Below are 21574 nucleotides of genomic sequence, written 5' to 3' on the forward strand. Positions count from 1 at the left end.
TTAGCCATCCTTCTCAATCTTAGTCAGATTTTCGCGGAGAATTGAGCCATGCTCGTATTTGCCTGGGCAAACGAAGGTACACAATGCTAAATCTTCTTCATCTAATTCTAGACAGCCAAGCGCTTGTGCAGTATCAGTGTCGCCACTGACCAGAGCACGAATAAGCTGTGTTGGTAAGATGTCTAGTGGAAGAACACGTTCATAGTTACCGATCGGCATAATGGCTCGTGGCGAACCGCCAGTAGACGTGTTCATTTTGAATTTTTTGCTTGGGAATATATGCCCTAGGAAAGCGCGAGTTACAGAGAACTTGTTGCTTCCTGGCATTGCCCAACCGAAGAACTCTTTCTCACGGCCTTCTGGGATAACAGTAATTTGATTGTGGTAACGACCGACAAAGGCTCGTGACTCAACAGCGTTAACACCATTCAATACTGACCCTGAGATTTGGCGGTTGTCGTTGTCGTTAACTTCATTGTTTAACAACTCATCGACATTAGCACCTAGACGTGTGCGTACTAAGCGAGGGTTTTTAACTTCTTCGCCCGTTAATGCAATGATACGCTCAACAAAAAGCTCACCATCAGTAAACAAGCGACCAAGCGCGATAACATCCTGATACCCCATGTGCCAAACCACATTGTCAGATGACGCTGGGCTTAAATGATGGATGTGAGTACCGACAAGGCCTGCTGGGTGTGGGCCTGAGAATGACTCATAGCTGACTTTAGCGTTGGTAGACTTTTCTATTTGAGAGCCTCCCTTAGTCGCTACAAAAACTTTCTCACCCGCTAGCTGTGCAAGGATATCTAGCCCGTGATTAAAGTCAGCATTGTATTCTTTAATGGCTACCTCAGGATCGCCCGCTAACGGGTTAGTGTCCATGGCGCTAATCACGATAGTCTTAGCGGTAGAATCAATGGCTGGAACTTTGGAGTAAGGGCGAGTACGCAAACCAGTCCACATGCCAGACTCAACCATTTGATCAACAATGGCCTGACGGTCTAGATTGGTTAACTGATCCGCTGAATATTTATTAAAAGATACCGCTTCTTCTTGATCTGCAATCTCGACCACAACGGAAAGCAGTTTACGCTTTGCCCCGCGGTTAACCGCGGAAATGGTGCCTGAAGCAGGAGCTGTATATTTTACCCCGGGAGTTTTCTTGTCTTCGAAGATGATCTGGCCTTTTTTTACCTGATCCCCAACTTGCACATGCATGGTGGGTTTCATGCCAACATAATCTTCGCCTAAGATGGCGACGGTTTTGACCGTAGCACCAGTTGAGATTGTTTGCTCTGGCTTTCCATCTAATGGAAGATCCAGGCCTTTTTTAATCTTAATCATAGGTCGCTACTTAACTATTACCTGATGGTTGTCACTTCAATAATTGCAACGTCTGAACTGACCAAAAACAAAAAACCTGGTGTACAGTCACCTGTAACCAGTCTAATCTATTGTTTTATGGTCTATTTTCATTACAATCGCTCAACATTAAGGTCAAAAATTGTTCAATGACCTCAAACGGCGCGTATTATACTTGGATCAACACGGTAAGATCCATGGTTTTTGGGATAAAACCCATGATTGAACTGAAAATCCTTAATTCTTAAGCATCAATGCTTGTGTTAAAGCCAAGGCTCGGTTAATATTTGCGCCCTTTTGAGAAAAAGGCGGGTTTCTTATTGTCCGAAGCTTCTTCTTTACTTAGTGATTATTTTCAGTAATGGGTGAGAGGCGACAATATTAAGCTCAACAGTCATATATAAAGAGGTGTGATGTGCGTAAAACCTTGATCGCAGGAAATTGGAAGATGCACGGTAACTTAGCGTCCATTGAGAGCTTAGTTAACGGTATTAAGCGTCAATTAGATAGTAATTGGCAAAGCGATGTTTTGGTTTGCCCACCATCCTTATATATCGACAAAACGATTCAGTTGGCTCAAGACAGCAAGATTTCAGTCGGTGGACAAAACCTATCTGAACAAGAGCAAGGGGCTTTCACCGGGGAAATTAGTGGCGATATGCTGAAAGATTTGGGGGCGAACTATGTGTTAGTTGGTCACTCAGAGCGTCGTAGCCTGTATAATGAATCGAATGCCTTAGTGGCTGAAAAGTTTGCTAAAGCCCTAGAAAAAGGTCTGGTACCGGTTTTATGTGTTGGTGAAACCCTTGAACAACGCGAAAATGGCACCACTATGGAAGTAGTTAAGGGCCAAATCGACGCCGTTTTAGACTTTTATCAAGATAAAACAACGGGTTTAGAAAAGTTAGGACAAGGTGTTATCGCTTACGAACCCGTATGGGCCATCGGCACAGGCGTAACCGCAAGTCCTGAGCAAGCGCAAGAAACGCACGCTGAGATAAGACGCTACCTTTCAACAATGAATCAAAGCGTTGCGGAAAAAGTTCAGATTTTATATGGCGGTAGTATGAAGGCTGCAAATGCTGGAGAACTACTGGCGCAGAAAGACATTGATGGTGGCTTAATCGGGGGCGCATCCCTGAAAGCCGATGAATTTATAGCAATTTGCAAAATTGCTGGTTAACAGCAGATAAGACGAGCAGGTTAAGAGTATGGAATTATTTTTAATGATCAGTCTGTTAGTAGTAGCACTACTATTGATTGGTATTATATTGATCCAACAAGGTAAAGGTGCAGAGATGGGAGCCTCTTTCGGTTCTGGCGCCTCTAATACGTTGTTTGGTGCACCGGGTTCAGGTAACTTCTTGACTCGATCAACGACAATTCTAGCAATTGTATTTTTCGCAATTGCTTTAGCTATCGGTGCTGTTAACTCAAGCGATAAAGCAACTCAGTCGAGTTTACTGGATGATGCTGCTCAAACTGAAGAATCAGGAACTTCGGTGCAGTCTGCTGAAATCCCAGCTGAGACTAATGAAGAAATCAGTACTGAAATCCCTTCAGAAGAAACTACGACTGAAGTTATCCCAGAGTCAATTGATGCTGCCGCTGAAGATGCAGAAAAAGCAAAAAAAGACGGCGATAATCAGTAAGTAATTTTTTAGCTCAGGTGGTGGAATTGGTAGACACGCTATCTTGAGGGGGTAGTGGCCGTAGGCCGTGCGGGTTCAAGTCCCGCTCTGAGCACCAAAACATCAAAAAGGCCGTTACGTTGTAACGGCCTTTTTTTATTCTAAAAATTATAATTCATACATGTCTTATTCTACGGTTTTACAGTGCACTAGAAAGTGTGCACTGTCGAACGTTTTTCCAGCTAATTATCGGTAGAGATTTATTTAAGTCTGAAAGGAATATTTAAAGACGAAAGTGATTCTAAACAACAAGCAAAAAACTGTTTAGAAAATTTACAAGAAATAGCGAAAATTTGTTCGCAAATTTTACAAAGTTAGTGCACTAATGGATAAGTTTTCAAAATAAATAGTAAAATTGAACAGTCTATCGCATTAGGGAAAACCATTTATTTGTGAAGTTTTGTAATGAGGTATAATAGATGCTCCTTTAAGGGAAGCCAGCTGACTGTGCGTTGACTTCTTCTTGATATTTGTCTTGAGGAGTTAGGTATGAAAAACGTTATAGAGCCAAGAAAAATTCGGAAAGGACGTGATGCTGAAGAAATTTTTCTTGATGTATGTCGAGGTTTAATTGTGGTGCTTTTATTAGGTGTCGTAGGTTACGCTGCGTTTAGTTAAGCCAACTTAAGTTAATGTAATGATGGCTGATAAGTGGGTGCAAACATTTATCAGCCATACTCATCTATGAAGTAAAATTAAACAATTCGCACAGCGCCTTTGTCGGCACTCAAGGCATGCTTAGCATAGACTCTTAAGGACGTAGACAAACGCCTGTTACGTGACTTGGGTTGCCAGCCTTTCTCAGATTGTTTCTGTCGACGACAATCAAGCTCTTGTTGCTCAACCTTTAGTTCGAGCAAACGGTTTGGAATATCGATGTGAATAGTGTCACCGTCTTCAACTAGGCCGATCATTCCTTCGCTAGCCGCTTCTGGAGACACATGACCAATCGATAAACCAGAGGTGCCACCTGAAAAACGTCCGTCGGTAATTAGCGCACAATCTTGGTCTAGACCTTTTGATTTTAGATAGCTCGTTGGGTACAACATTTCTTGCATCCCAGGGCCACCTGACGGTCCTTCGTAGCGAATAATGACAGCATCACCTTTTTCTATGGTGTTACTTAAGATAGCTTCAACGGCACTGTCTTGGCTTTCAAACACACGAGCTCGCCCTGTAAAGGTTAATAGCCGATTCGGAACGGCGGCAGTTTTAATGATGCTACCGTTAGGTGCAAGGTTGCCATAGAGCACAGCAAGCCCGCCGTCTTTGCTGTAAGCATTGTCAATATTACGAACACAGCCACCTTCACGGTCGGTATCTAGCGAGTCGTAAAGGCAGCTCTGACTGAAGGCTTGTTGAGTTGGAATACCGGCAGGCCCAGCTCGATACAGTTTTTTGATCGAGTCTTTGTTTGTCGTCATGACATCCCATTCATCAATTACCTTACCAAGCGATTTTTGTAGTACCGTCGGTTGATTAAGGTTTAGTAAGTTGCCTCGTTTGAGTTCGCCTAAAATAGCCATAACGCCGCCAGCACGATGTACGTCCTCCATATGATAATCCTTTGTTGCTGGTGCTACTTTGCATAAGTTAGGAACTTGTCGTGATAAGCGATCAATATCTTGCATGGAAAAATCAATGTCGCCTTCGTATGCTGCCGCAAGAAGGTGCAATACGGTGTTGGTTGAACCGCCCATGGCAATATCCAAACTCATGGCGTTCAAAAACGATTTTCGATTAGCAATGTTACGCGGAAGTACTGATGTATCATTGCCTTGGTAGTAGCTTTTGCATAACTCAACGATCTGGCGGCCAGCTTTCAAAAACAGCTGCTCACGCGCCGAGTGTGTTGCGAGTAGCGAGCCATTACCTGGTAAAGCAAGTCCGAGTGCTTCGGTGAGGCAGTTCATGGAGTTTGCAGTAAACATTCCTGAGCATGAGCCACAAGTTGGGCAAGCGCTGCGTTCAACTTGTTCACTCTCCTCGTCGCTTATTGAATCGTCTGCGGCAGCAACCATAGCGTCCACTAAATCGAGCTTGATTAATTGATCTGACAGTTTGGTTTTGCCAGCTTCCATCGGCCCGCCAGAAACAAAGATCGCAGGTATGTTAAGGCGCATTGCCGCTAGTAACATGCCAGGGGTGATCTTGTCACAGTTAGAAATGCACACCAGAGCATCGGCGCAGTGAGCATTAGCCATATACTCCACAGAGTCCGCAATGATTTCGCGCGATGGTAGCGAATACAGCATACCGTCATGCCCCATGGCGATGCCATCATCAACGGCAATGGTATTAAACTCTTTAGCAATACCACCGGCTTTTTCAATTTCACGTGCTACTAATTGTCCCATGTCTTTTAAGTGGACATGCCCCGGTACAAACTGAGTAAATGAATTACAGACAGCGATGATCGGCTTGCCAAAATCATTATCCTTGACGCCGGTTGCGCGCCATAGGGCACGAGCCCCAGCCATATTTCGGCCATGGGTCGATGTTTTCGAGCGGTAATCAGGCATGACTTTTTTCCTCAACAGCATGGACCCTTTCCAACCAACCTTGTTCATCAGGCGTAGTACCCTTAAACAGACCAAAAAACGCTTGCTGTAATTTCTCCGTGATTGGACCGCGAGAACCTGAACCAACCGGCAGATCATCAACACTTTTTATCGGCACAACTTCCGCCGCAGTTCCAGTCATAAAGGCTTCATCCGCAAGGTAAAGTGCTTCGCGTGTCATGTTCTGCTCAAGCACATCGTAGCCCATTTGACGAGCCAGTTGGATGATGGTGTCGCGTGTGATACCCGGCAAAATTGAGGCGGTAAAAGGTGGCGTATACAAAGTATTGTTTTTTACCACAAACACATTCTCGCCAGAGCCTTCGGAGATATAGCCGTTAACATCTAGCGCAATGCCTTCCACGTAGCCTTTGCGGGTCGCTTCTTCGACAATAAGTTGCGAAGACAAGTAGTTGCCTCCAGCCTTAGCCGCCGCTGGAATGGTATTCGGCGCCACACGATTCCAGGACGATATACACACGTCTACGCCATTTTCGATTGAGTCATTGCCAAGGTATGAGTCCCATGGAAACGATGCAATCGAGACTTCAACGGGGTTCTGGCTAGGGTTAACGCCGATGGAGCCATAACCAAAAAAAGCGACAGGACGAAGATAAGCATTACGCAAATTATTCTTGCTAACGACTTCATGGCAGGCCGAGAGTAATTCATTAAAAGAATAGGGAATACTCATGCGATAAATTTTAGCTGAAAGATATAAGCGCTCTATATGCTCACGAAGTCTGAAGAAAGCAGGCACTTTACTGGTTTCGTAGCAGCGGATGCCTTCAAAAACCGATGAACCATAGTGGAGAGCATGAGTCAGTACATGAACTTGCGCGTCTTGCCAAGGTATTGTCTCGCCATTGAACCAAATGTATTTGGGTGGATTAAGCGTTGCCATTGTGTGAAACCTCGTGGTGAAAATTTAATGAGTGGTGCTTCGGGACTGTTGTTTGTTTGCCCTCAGTAAAATCGCTAAATTTAATTAAAAATAATTGATAGCTGTCGATTAAAGCCTGTGCGCTAGCTTTAAGGATGTTGTCTGAACAACCGATGGTCGCCCAGCGTTCTTGCTTATACCCTGACTGAAGCCATACCCGTGTGGTTGCTGCGGAGGCTTTCTCAGGATCTAAGATGGAGACCTTATAGTCAGTCAGTTGCATATCTCTGACCTGCGGAAAAAAACTGGTGAGGGCCTTTTTTAGCGCCAAATTCAAAGCGTCTACAGGGCCTGATGCCTCTTCAACCACATGTGCAAACTTATTTTTTACGCGCACCTTAACGGTTGCTGTGCACAGTTCCGAATTATGCGGAGAGGATATATTCAGATCATTCACATTGCTCTGAATATTAAGCACAGTGAAGTGTGGCTGGTAAGACTCATCCTGTTTACGTACTAACATTTCAAACGAGCCAGGCGCGTTTTCCAAGGTCAGGCCATTTTTTTCTAGAGACTTAATGCTTTCGAGAACTTGGTCAAAGTTTCGCGATACATCCAACCCCAGCTTTTTAGCTTGCAGTTGTACATTGGACTTTCCTGATAATTCAGAAATCGTAATGTCGCGTTGATTACCGACGAGCGCAGGGTCAATGTGCTCATAGGTTTTACTGGCTTTCGCAATAGCGGCGACGTGTATCCCTCCTTTATGGCTAAAGGCATTGTTACCAACATATGCAGCGTCAGCCTTAAGCGGCATGTTGGCAACGTCTGCCACTTGCTTTGATAGCGTGGACAAATGTGAAGCCTTTACGTTTGAATTAACGGCATACGCCTGATTAAACGTAGGCTTCAAAAGTAACGTTCCAAGAAGTGATATCAAGTTAGCATTACCGCAACGTTCGCCATAACCATTAACAGTGCCCTGGATCAAGGTAACACCCGACTTGATTGAAGCAAGGCTATTTGCGACCGCTAATTCACAATCGTTATGGCAGTGGATACCCAAGGAAAGCTGTGGGAATTTAGCGTGAACTTTCGACACTATCGAAGTGATGTCGCTAGGCATGGTGCCACCATTCGTGTCGCATAGCGTGACATTATCAACTCCCGCTTCGATAGCAGCTTCAAGACATTGATAGGCGTAGTCTGGACTGTCTTTAAAGCCATCAAAAAAATGTTCCGCGTCTAAAACCACTTCACGATTATGCGACTTAAAGAAGGCCACGCTGTCGAAAATCATGCTTAAATTTTCTTTTAGGTCAGTACGCAAAACGGTTTCAACATGATACTGCCAAAATTTACTGACTAGAGCCACTACAGGAGTATTTGCACTCAATAAGGACTGTATTTGTGCATCTTGTTCGACAGTTGTTAAAGGCTTTCGGGTCGCACCGAACGCCACCAGTTTGGCGTGCTGCAAACCTAAATTTTTTGCATGGCGAAAATAGGCCTCGTCTTTTGGGTTGGAACCCGGCCAGCCTCCTTCAATATAATCCATGCCAAAATCATCCAGCAGTTGCGTGATTTTTAATTTATCTTGCAACGAAAAACTGATCCCTTTGTATTGGGCGCCATCTCTTAAAGTGGTGTCGTAAAGAAATAATTGCTTACTCATTGCCTAAACAACTCCTCAGTCGAGATGGTTTGGTATGATGAACTTCCACCACATCAACTAATTTATGTAATTGGTGATAAAGGTTGTCGGCAGAACGTTCGCTACTTAACTGTAGGGTGACGCTCATGCCATTTTCTAAACACTCTTCGCGTGCCAAGCAGTAATTAACGTTAAAACCACGATGACGAACCAAGCGCAGAATACGTTCTAAACTGCCTGCTGATTGTCGAACGATAATTTTAAAAGTGCTGGTACTCATTGTGTGGCCTCCTCAGGTCGTTTGTGCTGGCTACTATCTGGAGCCGCCTTAGTTTTATTAGGGTTGTTTTCGATGTAATCCGAGTTACTTTTGCCAGGTGGTACAAGCGGCCAGACGTTATCATCCGGATCGATAGACACGTGTAGCAAATAGCTCTCGTCGCTTGCTAAAAATTCATCAAGAGCAGAATCAACTTGTGATGATTGATTGATGCTATGGCTGCGGACGCCAAAGGCATGGGCAATCTCAACAAAGTCAGGGTTGTCAGAAAGATCGACTTCACTAAACCGTTGTTCGAAGAATAGGTTTTGCCATTGACGAACCATGCCCAGTCGTTGGTTGTCGAGAAGCAAAATCTTCACCGCGATACCGTAACGTTTCAGCGTGGCGAGTTCTTGAATGTTCATCATGATAGAGCCGTCGCCAGAGACTGTAATAACGGTGTGATCAGGGTGAGCAAACTTGGCCCCTAGTGCTGCAGGCAAGCCATAGCCCATGGCGCCTAAACCACCGCTACTCAGGTGCTGACTACTGGCGTTGAACTGCATATGTTGTGCAACCCACATCTGATGCTGACCGACATCACAAGTAACAATCGCTTGTTGTTGCAAACAACGATCCGATAACTTTTTTAATAATGCGGGGGCGTAAATACCGCTAAATGGAGCGTCGTAGCGGAACCCCAGCTCTTTTTTATTGTGCAGACAACGATAGCGCCACTCATGAGCCATTTGGTGCTTGAAACGATTGCTTAATGAGGTCATGAGTTCGGTCAGTATGCTATTCATATCGCCGATCAGACTAAGGTCGGCAAGGCGTAGCTTGCTGATCTCTGCGCGATCGCAATCGATATGAATGACTTTGGCGTGTGGTGCAAACTGCTTTAAGTCGCCTGTTGCGCGATCATCAAGACGAGCGCCTGCTACTAACAATAGATCACATTCTTGTACCGCTATGTTAGCGGCTTTGGTACCGTGCATTCCAAGCATACCCAGGTTATATACGTGGGTGCTTGGCAACGCCCCAATACCTTTTAGCGTAGTGACAGTAGGTACTTTGAACTGATCAACAAAAGATGTCAGTAGCTCTGAAGCTTTAGCTAAGCCAACGCCACCCCCCGCGTAAACCAAGGGCTTTCTACTGGTTGACAATAACTCAGTAGCCAGCTGTAAAGACTCTCCGCCTGATTGTTGCGAAGTGGCTGACAGTGCATTTGGTCGCAAATCATCACAAAAAGCTAAGGTTGTCGCGGGCATTGGAGCCATTTGAACATCTTTAGCGATATCAATCAGAACGGGGCCTGGACGACCGCTTTGAGCCAACTGGATTGCCTCGTTCAGCATACGAGGCAATTCCTCAATATGAGTCACCAGGTAGCTGTGTTTTACAACTGATAGCGACATACCATAAGTATCGATTTCCTGAAAAGCATCGGTGCCAATCAGGTTAGAAGCGACTTGTCCGGTGATCGCTAGAAGCGGCACCGAGTCCATATGAGCATTAGCAATACCAGTGATCAGGTTAGTTGCCCCTGGTCCTGAAGTGGCAATACACACGCCCAGTCTGCCACTAGAGCGAGCATAACCATCGGCGGCAAATACGGCGCCTTGCTCATGACGACATAACACATGTTTTACACCGCTGCCGAGCAAAGCATCGTACACCGGCATGATGGCGCCACCGGGATAGCCAAATACCGTGTCAACTTGATGATCTTTTAAGGTCTTTATTAAATAGTCTGCACCACGCATAAGTTCACCTGTTTTAGTTGATGGTTTGATCAACCAAGGGTTTTTTCTTGATCCAAGGCATCATGCCGCGCAGCTTTGCACCGACAACTTCAATCTCGTGTTCTGAGTGAGAGTGGCGTAATTTATGCAACGTTTGGTAATCGTTACGACAATCGTCGACGTACTCTTTGGCGAATTGTCCACTTTGGATTTCCGACAAAATGGCCTTCATGGATGCTTTCGTTTCATCCGTCACTAAGCGGTTGCCGCGTGTTAGATCGCCATACTCTGCGGTATTAGAAATGGAGTAACGCATGGTGTTGATGCCGCCTTCGTACATTAAATCGACGATCAGTTTTAACTCATGCAAACATTCGAAGTAGGCCATCTCTGGCGAGTAACCGGCTTCAACTAAGGTTTCAAATCCGGCTTGAACCAGTGCCGCCGTGCCACCACAGAGGACGGCTTGCTCGCCAAACAAGTCTGTTTCGGTTTCTTCTTTAAAACTGGTTTCGATCACACCTGCACGACCACCACCAATAGCACTGGCATAGGCATAGGCTAATTCTTTGGTATTACCGGTAACGTCTTGATGAACAGCAACCAAGCAAGGGACGCCACTTCCTTCTGTGTAAGTCGAGCGTACTGTGTGGCCCGGACCTTTGGGCGCAACCATAAAAACGTTGATGTCTTCACGAGGGGAGATTTGGTCGAAGTGGATATTGAAGCCATGGGCGAATCCCAAGCTGGCTCCCGGCTTTAGATGTGGCTCTAGGTACTGGGTATAAACTTCCGGTTGGTTTTCATCCGGCAGTAACATCATCACCAAGTCTGCATCTTTTATTGCTTCCTCAAGCTCAGCGCCAGGCATATTGCTTCGCTTCAATTTTTCGAAAGTCGAAGAACCTTTGCGTAGAGCTACGGTAACGTCGAAGCCACTGTCTTTGAGGTTATTGGAATGCGCATAACCTTGCGAACCATAGCCTAAAACTACCAGCTTCTTGTTTTTTAGCGAGTCCGTGTTGATGTCTGTGTCGTATGTTACTTTCATAATATCTCCAATAGTTAATGTGTCGTGATAAAGCGTTAATAAAAGTTTGAGTAAAAAAAAGCCCCCGGACTTTTCAGTGCGGGGGCTGCGGTTGTTAGTTGATAATTCTTAGCTCAATAACGCCCCCGTTGCGGTAATAAAATCACCACAATAATTAAGACGACGATAATGATTGAGTTTAGTAAGTTCATAATCTAAAGAAGCTACTCAAAATTGCTGCACTTATTTATGCTTCGCTGCTTTTGAGTTTGCGTCTTACCTCCAATCTGTTAAATGTACTTTAAGTTAATCAAAAAAAAGCCCCCGGACTTTTCAGTTCGAGGGCTTCGTTATTCGTTGTGTTTCTTAACTCACACGCGCCCTCGTTGCGGTAATAAAATCACCACAATCACGTTAATCACAATGAAGCTCACCGAGAGCATGTTAAGGGCTTGTTTCAACATAAAAGTATCTTACGTTAGGTTCCAAATGTTCGTTAATTTTATGCTAAGCGCAACCGAATATTCATCGTTACGTTCAGCATTTGAATCGAGGTTAACACAGTCTTTGACCTTTGCAAATATATTTTAGATATTTTTGATCTGGTCAGATAAGCTGTCATAACCAAAAGTTCTAAAGGCTTGTGTCGTGAGTAACTGCTAACTTCGTGACTTCCTGAGGAATATAGTGTTGCCGTAACTCATGCCAGTTTAATATCGTCAGGTTGCCTTCGAAATCTTCTGCAAGTGCTGTGCAGCTCTCGACCCAGTCACCATCGTTATAATACTGAATGCCGTGAAACTCCCGCATTTCAGCATGATGGATGTGCCCACAAACGATACCATCGGCTTGCTGCTTCTTGGCGTGTTCAGAAGCAATCTCCTCAAACTGAGAAATGTAACTGACCGCGTTTTTCACTTTCATTTTAAGGTGCGCAGACAGCGACCAATACCCTTTGCCGAATTTCTGGCGAAACTTATTAATAGGGCGGTTGAGTTTTAGCAGAAACTCATAGAGGTGATCACCGATAGTGGCTAACCACGGAGTAAAGCGCATGACGTTATCGAAAATATCACCATGCAGCACCAGCAGTCGTTTGCCTTTCGCGGTGATATGCATATCGTCTTCTAGTATTTTAACACTGCCCAGTGACATGGTGGCAAAGTCACGAATTAAAGAATCGTGGTTGCCAGGGATAAATATCACATCGCACCCTTTGCGCGCTTTACGCAGGATTTTTTGTACCACATCATTGTGTTCTTGTGGCCAATACCAGCGGTTCTTTAAGCGCCAGCAATCAATAATATCACCGACAAGGTAGAGCTTATCGGATTCAATATGTTTTAGAAATTCGAGAAGAAGTTTTGCCTGACAGCCTTTGCTTCCTAGGTGTGTGTCTGAGATCCAGATGGTGCGAAAGTGTGTTTTATTCTTATGGGTAGACGGCAGGGTCATTTGTCTTACCTCATCAGTGAGTTGTGGTAACTTTAACAAGCTAATATGACTGTTATGTGACCGAGATCCTACATTTAGATGTAACTGCAGGACTATGTGACGGTTATTTGGGAAAATAAACAATATACATTATGATGTAATCGAACAATAACGATAAGGAACCTATGCGTCGAGCTATCGGAATACTATTATTACTTTGTTGTGCAGTAGCAGCCGGCAAGGAAAAAATAAACAAGCAACAGGGATACCGCATTAACGACATTAAAGTCGTCATCCACCCTATTTTTAGCGAAGAAGAGCGTACAGGTTGGATCTATGAAACCGCAGACGAGCTTCATATCGACACCAAACCTTATGTCATAAAAAGACTGTTACCGTTCAAACAAGGCGACACCGTACACCAGCGGTTGTTGAAAGAGGCGGGACGTATTTTAAGACGACAAGGTTTTTTGAGGGGCGCTAAGGTCAGCTGGGTCGAGGCCGAAGATGGGCAGGGCATCGATGTCACCGTCGAGACTTGGGAAACGTGGACGCTGGTGCCAACGGTGGATGTGAGTAGAGAAGGTGGCGTGACTGAGTATGCTTATGGCATTGAAGACGATAACTTATTGGGACATGGTCTGCGTGCTACCTTAGAGTATTTTAAGGAAGACGATCGTTCCGGCTACACCCTTGTTTTAGCATCAGATGTGTCTACTGAGCATCATATCCAGAGTGCTGTTGCATTATCTAACAACTCGGATGGCGAACAGTACTCGTTGACCTTAAAAAAACCTTTCTACACGTTGGAAGACACTTGGGCCGCTGGCGTTTCTTATAACTCTCAAAAGCTACGTGATACCTTTTATAGTAATGACGAGGCCGTCAATATCTTTGAGCAAGACATTGACCAATATGACATTTCCTATGGGCTTTCTAGGGGCTTGGTTAATGACCACTCCCTACGCTATTCACTTGGTTATAGTAAGGACGAAAATCATTTTGAGCCACTAGCGGGCACTTCCGCTTTACCTTACGATCGAGGGCTGGAGTATGTCTGGTTGGGCTTAGAGTATCAAAAAGACGAATTTATTCAGACCAAAAACTTATATTTGATTGGCCGCACTGAGGATGTACAGTTTGGTTGGTATCATCGTTTACGTCTCGGTTATAACACCAGTGAACTCGGCAAAGAGAAAGGGCTTGTTGGGTTTTGGAGCGGACGCTATGTGACAAAACCTCATGATGACCACTTACTGCACTTTTTTGCCAACGCCAGTTCCGAAGGAGAAAGTATTGACCAACAGGGGAGAGCGCTTGGGGTAACCTCCTATTATGGTATGGGGTTCGAGCATTTTTACCACTTCAATCAAGAGCATATTCTATACAGCAAATTACACTACCGTGGGGCAGACAATCCGTATATCGATCGCCCCATATCGCTTGGTGGTGAGTCGGGTTTGCGCGGGTATCCGCTAGAATATCAGCACGGCGAAGAACGGTTTTTATTAAATTTTGAGAAACGTTATTACCCGGGAACTACTTGGTTTAAGTTACTCAATGTGGGTTACGCCGCATTTATTGATGCGGGGCGCGTTAGTGGTCATACGCCTTACGTTAATCAAGAGGATGGCACCTTAGTCAGCGCTGGCGTTGGGTTACGTTTGTTCATCGCACGCTCCAGTGGACGAAAAGTGATTAATATTGATTTGGCATCGCCACTAAACTCTGATTTTGTCGACGGCGTTGAGTTAAGCATTACTTTGAAAGCCAGTTTCTAGCTTTATATCGGTAACATCTGATTTGATTGACGACATACTTTGACATCAATTCCACCTAAGTTATTGAATTCCTATCCTACTGTCAGTGTACGACACAGCTATTTACATTTATAAACACACCCTTCACCAAAAATAGGGTTTGATGGTGATGTGGACTGAAGGGAAGTGTGTGACTTCAGAGAACTTACAATCCGACAGGGGAAGAGCCATGAAACAGAATAGCGAAATCAACACTGAAATTGATAATGATTATGACGCAGAAGGCATCTTTATCGATGTTTGCAAAGCGTTGGTAGCCATCGTTTTAGTGGGTATGGTGTTGTACGCAGCGGTATAAACTAACTGTTGTTAGGAGTTTCGCTTAGCGGTTGTTCAAGCCCATAAAATTCTATAGCTTGCTCAATCAGCTTCTGCACCTGCTCCACAGTAATGTGTTGCATTAGGTTGTCACCTTTTAAGCGGTAACCCCAGGGAATACCTTCGGGCTCGCACTGCAACTCTTTACTGGCTATGGCAGTGTAGGCATCAGCAGTAAATCGTTGGTATAAGTAAGGCCCAGTACGTTTTGGGTTGCTGTGAGCATAAAGACCAATGACCGGTGTGTTTTGGGTCACGGCCATGTGAGCTGGACCAGAGTCTGGAGCAATAACCAGCTGTGCTTTTTTTAATGTGAGTAGCAGTTGTTTGAGATCGGTTTGACCCGCGAGGTTAATGGTATAGGCGCGAGACGCTTTTGAAATCTCAGCGCATAATTGCTTTTCAAACGAGGTCGGGCCGCCAGTGAGCAATACCTGATAACCCAACTGATGGCAGAAATCTGAAATGGCTGCGTATCGATCCGTTGCCCAATTTCGCTCTGCTTTACTGGCTGCGGGCGAAATGACGACGTAAGGCTCCTTGGGTAAAAAGTTAGTGCCCCACGCTTTTGCTTCATGCGGGATAGGAATATCCCAACTCGGTAAATGATCGTCAACGCCAACAGCTCGAACAAAGTCTCGAAAGCCGTCAAGCACATGGTAACCCCGAGAGTCTGAGATGTGTTGGTTAACAAATAACGAGTGAAGTTCTTTGCTACGCCCTTTTTCAAAACCAATTTTGACTTTCGCGGGAATAAAGAAAGCCGCCACATTTGCTCGAAGAGCAAGTTGCATGTGTAATAAAACATCAAACTGGCGCGCTTTCATGTCACGCTTTAGCCGCTTGTAGGCTTTCCAGCCCAAGCTTTTATCAAAGACCACAAACTCGATGCCAGGCAAATCTCCAATCAGCTTTTCTTCGACTTTGCCAATTACCCAAGTGATTTTTGCTCGGGGATAAGTTCGCTGTAATGCCTGTATTGATGAGACTGCGTGGCATACGTCGCCAATAGCAGAAAGGCGTAAAACGCAGATCGATTGAGGCTTTTCAGCTGGGTTGATTAACAAAAGTCACACCTACTAAAGTTATGGATACTCCAGATTTTAATGTATAGTATGTCATAAACCAACCGCGTCATTGATTGAGTTTGCGTGAAAATTCAACAAGTTGATAAGAATCGATACCTTGTAGCGATTAAAAAATACCGTGATAGGGTTTCTAAGGATTGGTTTGACCCACAACAACTACAACAAAATGATGAAATCATCGGTCAGTCTGTAGGACGCAACACCACGTATTTTTTTGAAAAAGACGGCAAAAGCTACGTCCTAAGACGATATTACCGAGGTGGCCTGTTATCGAAATGGGTCGAAGACAGTTACTTCTTCTTGGGGATTCGCCGTACCCGCGCATATCGTGAGCAAGTCATGCTTAAGAAAATGCGCAAGCTTAACCTGCCTGTGCCAAAACCAGTTGCTTTGATGGTGGCTAAAAAAGGATTGGTTTATCGTGCATCCATTATTATTCGACTGATTCCTAATTCAAAAGACTTGTTCCATATTCTCCGTGAGCGGGCACTTACTGAGAATGAGTGGCTTGCCGTTGGTGCTTTGATCAAACAGTTTCATGATCAGGGGGTTTATCACTCGGATCTCAACATTCATAACATCATGATGAATACTGATGGTGACTTATGGTTGATTGATTTTGATAAAGGGCGTTTCGTTGAGCCCAATGGCTCTCAACTAGAGTCAAATTTGAGTCGGTTAAAACGTTCTTTAGAAAAAGAAAGCAAGAAGTGGCCGCAATTCCATTGGCGAACCCCTGACTGGGACTTGTTAATGCAGGGTTACGCTATGAATGAGCGCAGATAAGGAACCACTGAGAAAGGATTTCTAGCTAACGCTTTTTAGACCGAAATCATTGCCTTCATCAAGGCCAATATCATAATAAAACCGAATACCATCATGTAAATAACGCTAAAAACAATAAATTTGGCGATAGTCCAGATGTGGCCTTGTTTGTATAGGCGCTTCATGGATAAGTACAGATAGATAATTGCCCAGACTAATAATCCCCAGCCAACAGGAATATAGTCGAGCCACACAAGCACTTCCTCCAATTGATGCCACCCAAGATAAGTCAAAATGACGGCAAACATGAAACTGTGTGAGTGGATTAATAGCACGAGATGTTCAACGTATAAGTGATTGCGACGTATATAAAGAACTTTCAATACTAAAGCTAACAATGGCAAGGTAAATAAAAATGCCTGTGGCAATGACTCAATAGCGCTTTGGGCCAGTTTCAAGAAAAATTGTGCCTTGGCGTGAGTTTGTTTGTACTGCGGAAGGTAATTGATGTCTTGGTATGCTTCACAAAGAGCAGCGACTTTGCCGTCAAAATAGTTGTCGAGCCACTCTGGCCAAACGACGACCATGTCTTCTGGATTTTGACAGTTCTCAAGTAAGTCATCGTTGACTTCAGGGGGTGCGTTGCCATCAGAAACGTTATTTTGGGCTTCTGCGTCAGTAGTGGGGGTATTGGGCAACGCTTGGGCGGTTTCCGGCTCTTGGCTTGAGGGGCTCTGGTCTAAAACACCATCATCCAACAAAGGGTTTGCTTGTACCGCTTGGTTAATTTCTTCCTCAATTTTATCAGCAGGTTGAGTTTTGATGTCGAGAGCGGTGACATTTAACCCACCAAACGATGTGAGCAAGAAAAAGATAATGGATAGAAAGATATAGAGCCGTATCGGCGTCACGTAATGATTGTGGTGGTGAGAATTACGGAAATAGTCGAGCGTTAACGCTGCTGGACGGCACAAGGAGCGTGCTGTCTTATAGGCTTTGGAGTCATAACCAAACCAATTTTCGACGAACTCCCATAGCAATTCGCGAACGCTACGGTGTGGGCGAAAGGTTTTCTGCCCACAATGCTGGCAATACTTGGTTGGTTTTTCTGTAACCTCTGTATTATCCGTCTGACTCATCCGGCGCTTCATCTACAAGGGTTTCAGGATTTGTATCGACCGGTAATACACCCTCACGCATATTGATCACCCCAAAGTGATCCAGTAGGAGCACTGCGATAAAGAGCAATAAGCTTAGGCCAATCCGCCAAGCGAGGCTTTTAACGACTTTTCGACTATTTTCCTCTCCGCCCTTATTTAGGAAGAATAAACCACGAAAAAGGCTGAATAATATAGCCAGCATTAATATAATAATGACAACTTTAACCCACATAATGTGCTCTACAACGATTTAGTCTTAATTCGGCTCATTATACGAGAAAAGTTGATGAGTGGAACCTTAAAGTCTTAAGTCATTGATAGAGGTGCAGAAATTGAAGGTTGCACTTTGAGTGATTCCCCGAAAAAGCAACGTTTATGGCAACGACCATTATTCCAGCTCCCCATTGGTAATCGAGTCTTTAGGCCAAGCTTAATTCCGACTATAGGGTTTGTTCTGCTATTACCGGTATTGCTCCGTTTGGGAGTATGGCAACTTGACCGTGCAGAAGAAAAGCGTGGCTTGATAAGCGCCCTAGAGCAGAAGTCGGAGGTTGAGCCCATCAGTTTGTCACAAGCTCTTGAGCTGGAAACCGCAGATATGACACGAGTGATAAGTAAAGGCGAGCCAATACAAGACGTGACTCTCATCACTGACAATCAAACTCGGGAGGGACATTTAGGCTATGAAGTCTTCGGGCTTTGGCAGCCAGAAGGTTACGAAAAGCCGATACTGGTCAGTCGCGGCTGGCTACCTCGAAAAGATTTCTATGAGAAAGTTCCTGAGGTCCCACTCTTTCAAGCTAATACGATAGAAGGCTCGCTGTATTTCTCGAAAGGAGCCAACTCAGTGGTGGCCAATAATGCCGTCTGGCAGGAATACGATAATGTCTGGATTCTTGGGCAGTTTGATTTTGAAACTCTTGCAGAAAAAGTGATGCAAATGGGGTATGATAGCGCCCCGTTCATTATCAGGATGCAACCTGATACAGAGAGTGAGTTTGTGCGTCAGTGGCCGCTCGTTGCGAGCCCGCCAGAAAAGCACATCGCCTATGCGATTCAGTGGTTTGCCATGGCTTTCGCCTTGGTCATGTTATTTATCATTTTGAACTTGAAGCGAGTACAGCACCATGAGTCAACAAACAGTTGATCCGAAACAACGAACGAAGAACCGTCGAGTAGTCTCTGGATTGGTTTTATTGTTTGCAGCCCCTGTCATTCTAGCTTATGTAGCGCATTACATGGGGTGGTTTAATGTTGCCACACAAAATAACGGTACCTTATTACAAACGCCTTACCCTCATTTCGAACAGTTTGAATGGACTTCGGCTGACGATGAAACGTTGCACTTTCGTGATTTCGAGACGAAATGGTGGTGGGTCTACTTACCTGAGTCGGATGATTGCGCTATAACCTGCGATACGACCATTAAGTGGTTAACCCGAAACCATCTGGCGTTGGGTAAACAAGCCGATAAGCTTAAGCGATTGGTTGTATTCCCAAGCAGCATTAATTACCAAGATAAAGTCGAAGATGCAGAAAAAATTGTATTAGGAAAAGGTTCTGCCAAGAACACAACGTCAGAGCTTGAGCGCGGCAAGGTCTATTTGATGGACCCGCATGGTAACTTATTTATGCAATATGAGCCGGTGAAGAATCAAGAAGAAGCCATTGCCAGCAGCAAAGGCCTTCGTGACGATGCTCGCAAGGCGATGAAAGTGACTGGATTGTAGTCAATAACGGCTAGAAATTTTTAGCAATATGTTTATACGACAGAGTGTAGCGAGATAGCAATGCAAAAGAGAACATTACGCCGCTTGGCGGTATTTGGCTGCTTTTTGGCCCTATGCGTGATTTTGTTGGGAGCATGGACTCGTTTGAGTGATGCGGGTTTAGGATGTCCTGATTGGCCTGGCTGTTATGGTCACTATACGGTTCCGAGCGATGTTGAGTTTATCAATGCGGCGGAACTGAAGTACAACCAGAAGTTTGAAGCAGAAAAAGCATGGCCAGAAATGATCCATCGCTACTTTGCGACAGGCATTGGTTTATTGATCGTTATTTTATTTATCGGAGCTTTAGTTGGCCGTCGTAAAGACGCCTCTATTCCGATTGTCTTGCCTTGTATTTTATTACCGCTGGTGATTTTCCAGGGGTTGCTAGGAATGTGGACGGTGACTTTGAAAGTTCATCCTTTCATAGTGATGGCGCATTTGCTCGGTGGATTCTCGATTCTAACCTTGCTCTTCCTGTACGTGTTACAGCTGCGACCAAAGATCGTATCGCTGTCCCAAGTGGTTGCGAAGAAATTCAAAACCTTAGCCATGGCAGGGTTGGTTTTAGTGGTCATACAAATCGCTTTAGGTGGTTGGACGGCGTCAAACTACGCCGCGACGGCCTGTACCGAGTTACCTTTCTGTAACACAGGCTGGACCGAAAATGCTGATTTTGGTGGAGCTTTTGACTTGTGGCAGAAAGGCTTTGAGTTTGATGAGTTTAAGCTGCATGAGTTAGAGAAAATGCAGGCAGATTTAGCCCATGCTCGTGGTGAAACTTTTATTAACTATGAGGGTGGAGTGCTAGAGCATAGTGAGAAAGTGGCGATTCATGTCACGCACAGAATTGGCGCTTATATTGTTTTTATAGTGATTGGTTTGCTTGCGGTGTTACTGATTCGTGAGCGCGACAGTGTGTTATTACGTCATATCGGCAGAGCCGTTGCTGTGATTTTAATCGGCCAAATGTTGTTAGGTATTAGCAACATCGTATTTGGTTTACCGCTATATGTGGCTGTCGCTCACAATGGTGGTGGAGCTATATTATTACTGGCCTTAATCATGGTGAACTTTGTCGTCAACTGGCAATTTAGGGGGAAGAATGTCAGCTGAGAAGAATTATCCAAATCCGCGACCGATAACCTGGCGCGATTATTATGAGCTAACCAAGCCAAAAGTGGTGTACCTACTGGTCTTTACAGCCGTCGTGGGTATGTTCTTGGCTAATGATGTCACTCAGAGCTGGTTCCCTCCGCTGGATGCCTTGATTTTCGGCACCATTGGTATTGCGTTGGCTTCTGGTGCAGCTGCCGTAGTCAATCATGTGGTTGATGCCAAAATTGATACGATGATGGCGCGAACTCAACAGCGCCCGGTGGCTCAAGGCCGAGTGAGTTCAAGTCAGGCCATTATATTTTCGGCTACCTTGGCGGTTATTGCGATGGCGATGCTGTGGTTCTTGGTTAATCCATTAACGGCAGTGTTAACCTTGGGAGGTTTGGTCGGTTATGCTTTTGTTTACACCATGTTCCTTAAACGAGCCACACCACAGAATATTGTGATTGGTGGCCTGTCGGGAGCGATACCGCCGCTATTAGGGTGGACGTCAGTAACGGGAAGTGCGGATCCGCACGCCTGGTTATTGGTATTGATTATCTTCACTTGGACGCCTCCACATTTTTGGGCGTTATCGATTCATCGAATTGAGGATTATGCAAAAGCTGAAATTCCGATGTTGCCGGTGACCCATGGCGAAGACTTCACCAAAACATCGATTGTGCTTTATACGGTGTTATTAATTTTATCGACACTACTACCGTATTTGACGCATATGAGTGGCATCATCTATTTGATAGGAGCTGTGGCGCTAGGCTTATGGTTCTTGTATTACACCATGGTGCTTAAGTATCGCGAAAAAGAGGGAGTAGCAATGAAAACATTTGGTGTTTCAATTGGCTATTTGACGTTGTTATTCGCGGTGTTATTAGTTGATCATTACGTGGATCCGTTTATTTAATCTCCA

The 21574-nt window shown here is 44.8% G+C and carries 21 protein-coding genes and 1 tRNA gene; 11 read left to right on the top strand and 11 right to left on the bottom strand.

The window, feature by feature from the left end; all coding sequences use genetic code 11:
* Positions 1 to 1347, bottom strand: coding sequence for a Na(+)-translocating NADH-quinone reductase subunit A (locus TQ33_RS01125; protein WP_046560432.1), 1347 nt, complete (start codon positions 1345 to 1347; stop codon positions 1 to 3).
* Positions 1348 to 1780: 433 nt separating this feature from the next.
* Between TQ33_RS01125 and tpiA the strand changes: the two genes are divergently transcribed.
* The 4 genes from tpiA to TQ33_RS12110 all read left to right on the top strand — a co-directional run bounded on the left by tpiA (position 1781) and on the right by TQ33_RS12110 (position 3674).
* On the top strand, positions 1781 to 2548 hold the full coding sequence (tpiA, locus tag TQ33_RS01130; protein ID WP_046560433.1) for a triose-phosphate isomerase: 768 nt from the start codon (positions 1781 to 1783) through the stop codon (positions 2546 to 2548).
* 28 nt (positions 2549 to 2576) lie between these two features.
* Positions 2577 to 3017: a preprotein translocase subunit SecG gene (secG, locus tag TQ33_RS01135; RefSeq protein ID WP_046560434.1), complete on the top strand. Its 441-nt coding sequence runs from the start codon at positions 2577 to 2579 to the stop codon at positions 3015 to 3017.
* Positions 3018 to 3028: 11 nt separating this feature from the next.
* A tRNA-Leu gene (locus TQ33_RS01140) sits at positions 3029 to 3114 on the top strand.
* Between the two features lie 431 nt (positions 3115 to 3545).
* On the top strand, positions 3546 to 3674 hold the full coding sequence (locus TQ33_RS12110) for a hypothetical protein (protein ID WP_267283365.1): 129 nt from the start codon (positions 3546 to 3548) through the stop codon (positions 3672 to 3674).
* A gap of 77 nt (positions 3675 to 3751) precedes the next feature.
* On the opposite strand, the gene ilvD is transcribed toward TQ33_RS12110, so the two are convergent.
* The 7 genes from ilvD to TQ33_RS01175 form a co-directional block, all read right to left on the bottom strand.
* Positions 3752 to 5578 carry a dihydroxy-acid dehydratase gene (ilvD, locus tag TQ33_RS01145; protein ID WP_046560435.1) on the bottom strand — a complete coding sequence of 609 codons (1827 nt, stop codon included), beginning with the start codon at positions 5576 to 5578 and terminating at the stop codon, positions 3752 to 3754.
* Positions 5571 to 6521 carry a branched-chain amino acid transaminase gene (locus TQ33_RS01150; RefSeq protein ID WP_046560436.1) on the bottom strand — a complete coding sequence of 317 codons (951 nt, stop codon included), beginning with the start codon at positions 6519 to 6521 and terminating at the stop codon, positions 5571 to 5573. The genes ilvD and TQ33_RS01150 overlap by 8 nt, the downstream gene beginning before the upstream one ends.
* On the bottom strand, positions 6508 to 8175 hold the full coding sequence (gene cimA, locus TQ33_RS01155; protein WP_071841082.1) for a citramalate synthase: 1668 nt from the start codon (positions 8173 to 8175) through the stop codon (positions 6508 to 6510). Before cimA ends, TQ33_RS01150 begins: the two co-directional genes overlap by 14 nt.
* Complete coding sequence (gene ilvM / locus TQ33_RS01160; RefSeq protein WP_046560437.1) at positions 8168 to 8434, bottom strand: acetolactate synthase 2 small subunit; 267 nt, start codon at positions 8432 to 8434, stop codon at positions 8168 to 8170. The genes cimA and ilvM overlap by 8 nt, the downstream gene beginning before the upstream one ends.
* Complete coding sequence (ilvG, locus tag TQ33_RS01165) at positions 8431 to 10185, bottom strand: acetolactate synthase 2 catalytic subunit (protein ID WP_046562212.1); 1755 nt, start codon at positions 10183 to 10185, stop codon at positions 8431 to 8433. Before ilvG ends, ilvM begins: the two co-directional genes overlap by 4 nt.
* Positions 10186 to 10198: 13 nt before the next feature.
* Complete coding sequence (ilvC, locus tag TQ33_RS01170) at positions 10199 to 11215, bottom strand: ketol-acid reductoisomerase (RefSeq protein WP_046560438.1); 1017 nt, start codon at positions 11213 to 11215, stop codon at positions 10199 to 10201.
* Positions 11216 to 11827: 612 nt separating this feature from the next.
* On the bottom strand, positions 11828 to 12649 hold the full coding sequence (locus tag TQ33_RS01175) for a UDP-2,3-diacylglucosamine diphosphatase (RefSeq protein WP_046560439.1): 822 nt from the start codon (positions 12647 to 12649) through the stop codon (positions 11828 to 11830).
* Between the two features lie 164 nt (positions 12650 to 12813).
* Here TQ33_RS01175 and TQ33_RS01180 point away from each other — a divergent pair, with 164 nt between their 5' ends.
* Together TQ33_RS01180 and TQ33_RS12115 are read left to right on the top strand one after the other, a co-directional pair.
* Entirely contained in the window at positions 12814 to 14409 is a 1596-nt protein-coding gene (locus tag TQ33_RS01180; RefSeq protein ID WP_046560440.1) for a BamA/TamA family outer membrane protein, read from the top strand.
* Positions 14410 to 14617: 208 nt separating this feature from the next.
* On the top strand, positions 14618 to 14746 hold the full coding sequence (locus TQ33_RS12115; protein ID WP_267283366.1) for a hypothetical protein: 129 nt from the start codon (positions 14618 to 14620) through the stop codon (positions 14744 to 14746).
* 1 nt (position 14747) lies between these two features.
* Here the strand turns inward: TQ33_RS12115 and TQ33_RS01185 are convergent, their stop codons facing one another.
* Positions 14748 to 15833: a glycosyltransferase family 9 protein gene (locus TQ33_RS01185; RefSeq protein WP_046560441.1), complete on the bottom strand. Its 1086-nt coding sequence runs from the start codon at positions 15831 to 15833 to the stop codon at positions 14748 to 14750.
* A gap of 84 nt (positions 15834 to 15917) precedes the next feature.
* On the opposite strand from TQ33_RS01185, the gene TQ33_RS01190 reads away from it, so the two are divergent.
* Entirely contained in the window at positions 15918 to 16640 is a 723-nt protein-coding gene (locus TQ33_RS01190; protein WP_052735150.1) for a 3-deoxy-D-manno-octulosonic acid kinase, read from the top strand.
* Positions 16641 to 16675: 35 nt separating this feature from the next.
* On the opposite strand, the gene TQ33_RS01195 is transcribed toward TQ33_RS01190, so the two are convergent.
* Complete coding sequence (locus TQ33_RS01195; RefSeq protein WP_046560442.1) at positions 16676 to 17758, bottom strand: DUF3667 domain-containing protein; 1083 nt, start codon at positions 17756 to 17758, stop codon at positions 16676 to 16678.
* The gene (locus TQ33_RS01200; RefSeq protein WP_046560443.1) at positions 17742 to 18011 is read right to left on the bottom strand and encodes a twin transmembrane helix small protein; all 270 of its coding nucleotides are present in this window, start codon (positions 18009 to 18011) and stop codon (positions 17742 to 17744) included. Before TQ33_RS01200 ends, TQ33_RS01195 begins: the two co-directional genes overlap by 17 nt.
* A 114-nt stretch (positions 18012 to 18125) precedes the next feature.
* Here TQ33_RS01200 and TQ33_RS01205 point away from each other — a divergent pair, with 114 nt between their 5' ends.
* From TQ33_RS01205 to cyoE, 4 genes are read left to right on the top strand one after another with little or no spacing between them, the layout of a single operon-like run.
* On the top strand, positions 18126 to 18926 hold the full coding sequence (locus TQ33_RS01205; protein ID WP_228640286.1) for an SURF1 family protein: 801 nt from the start codon (positions 18126 to 18128) through the stop codon (positions 18924 to 18926).
* The gene (locus TQ33_RS01210; protein ID WP_046560444.1) at positions 18907 to 19509 is read left to right on the top strand and encodes a hypothetical protein; all 603 of its coding nucleotides are present in this window, start codon (positions 18907 to 18909) and stop codon (positions 19507 to 19509) included. Before TQ33_RS01205 ends, TQ33_RS01210 begins: the two co-directional genes overlap by 20 nt.
* 60 nt (positions 19510 to 19569) lie before the next feature.
* Positions 19570 to 20664, top strand: a complete 1095-nt coding sequence (locus TQ33_RS01215; protein ID WP_046560445.1) for a COX15/CtaA family protein — start codon at positions 19570 to 19572, stop codon at positions 20662 to 20664.
* Complete coding sequence (gene cyoE, locus TQ33_RS01220; RefSeq protein ID WP_046560446.1) at positions 20654 to 21568, top strand: heme o synthase; 915 nt, start codon at positions 20654 to 20656, stop codon at positions 21566 to 21568. The genes TQ33_RS01215 and cyoE overlap by 11 nt, the downstream gene beginning before the upstream one ends.
* Positions 21569 to 21574: the final 6 nt, after the last annotated feature.

It is taken from the genome of Kangiella geojedonensis (assembly GCF_000981765.1).
Lineage (GTDB): Bacteria > Pseudomonadota > Gammaproteobacteria > Enterobacterales > Kangiellaceae > Kangiella > Kangiella geojedonensis.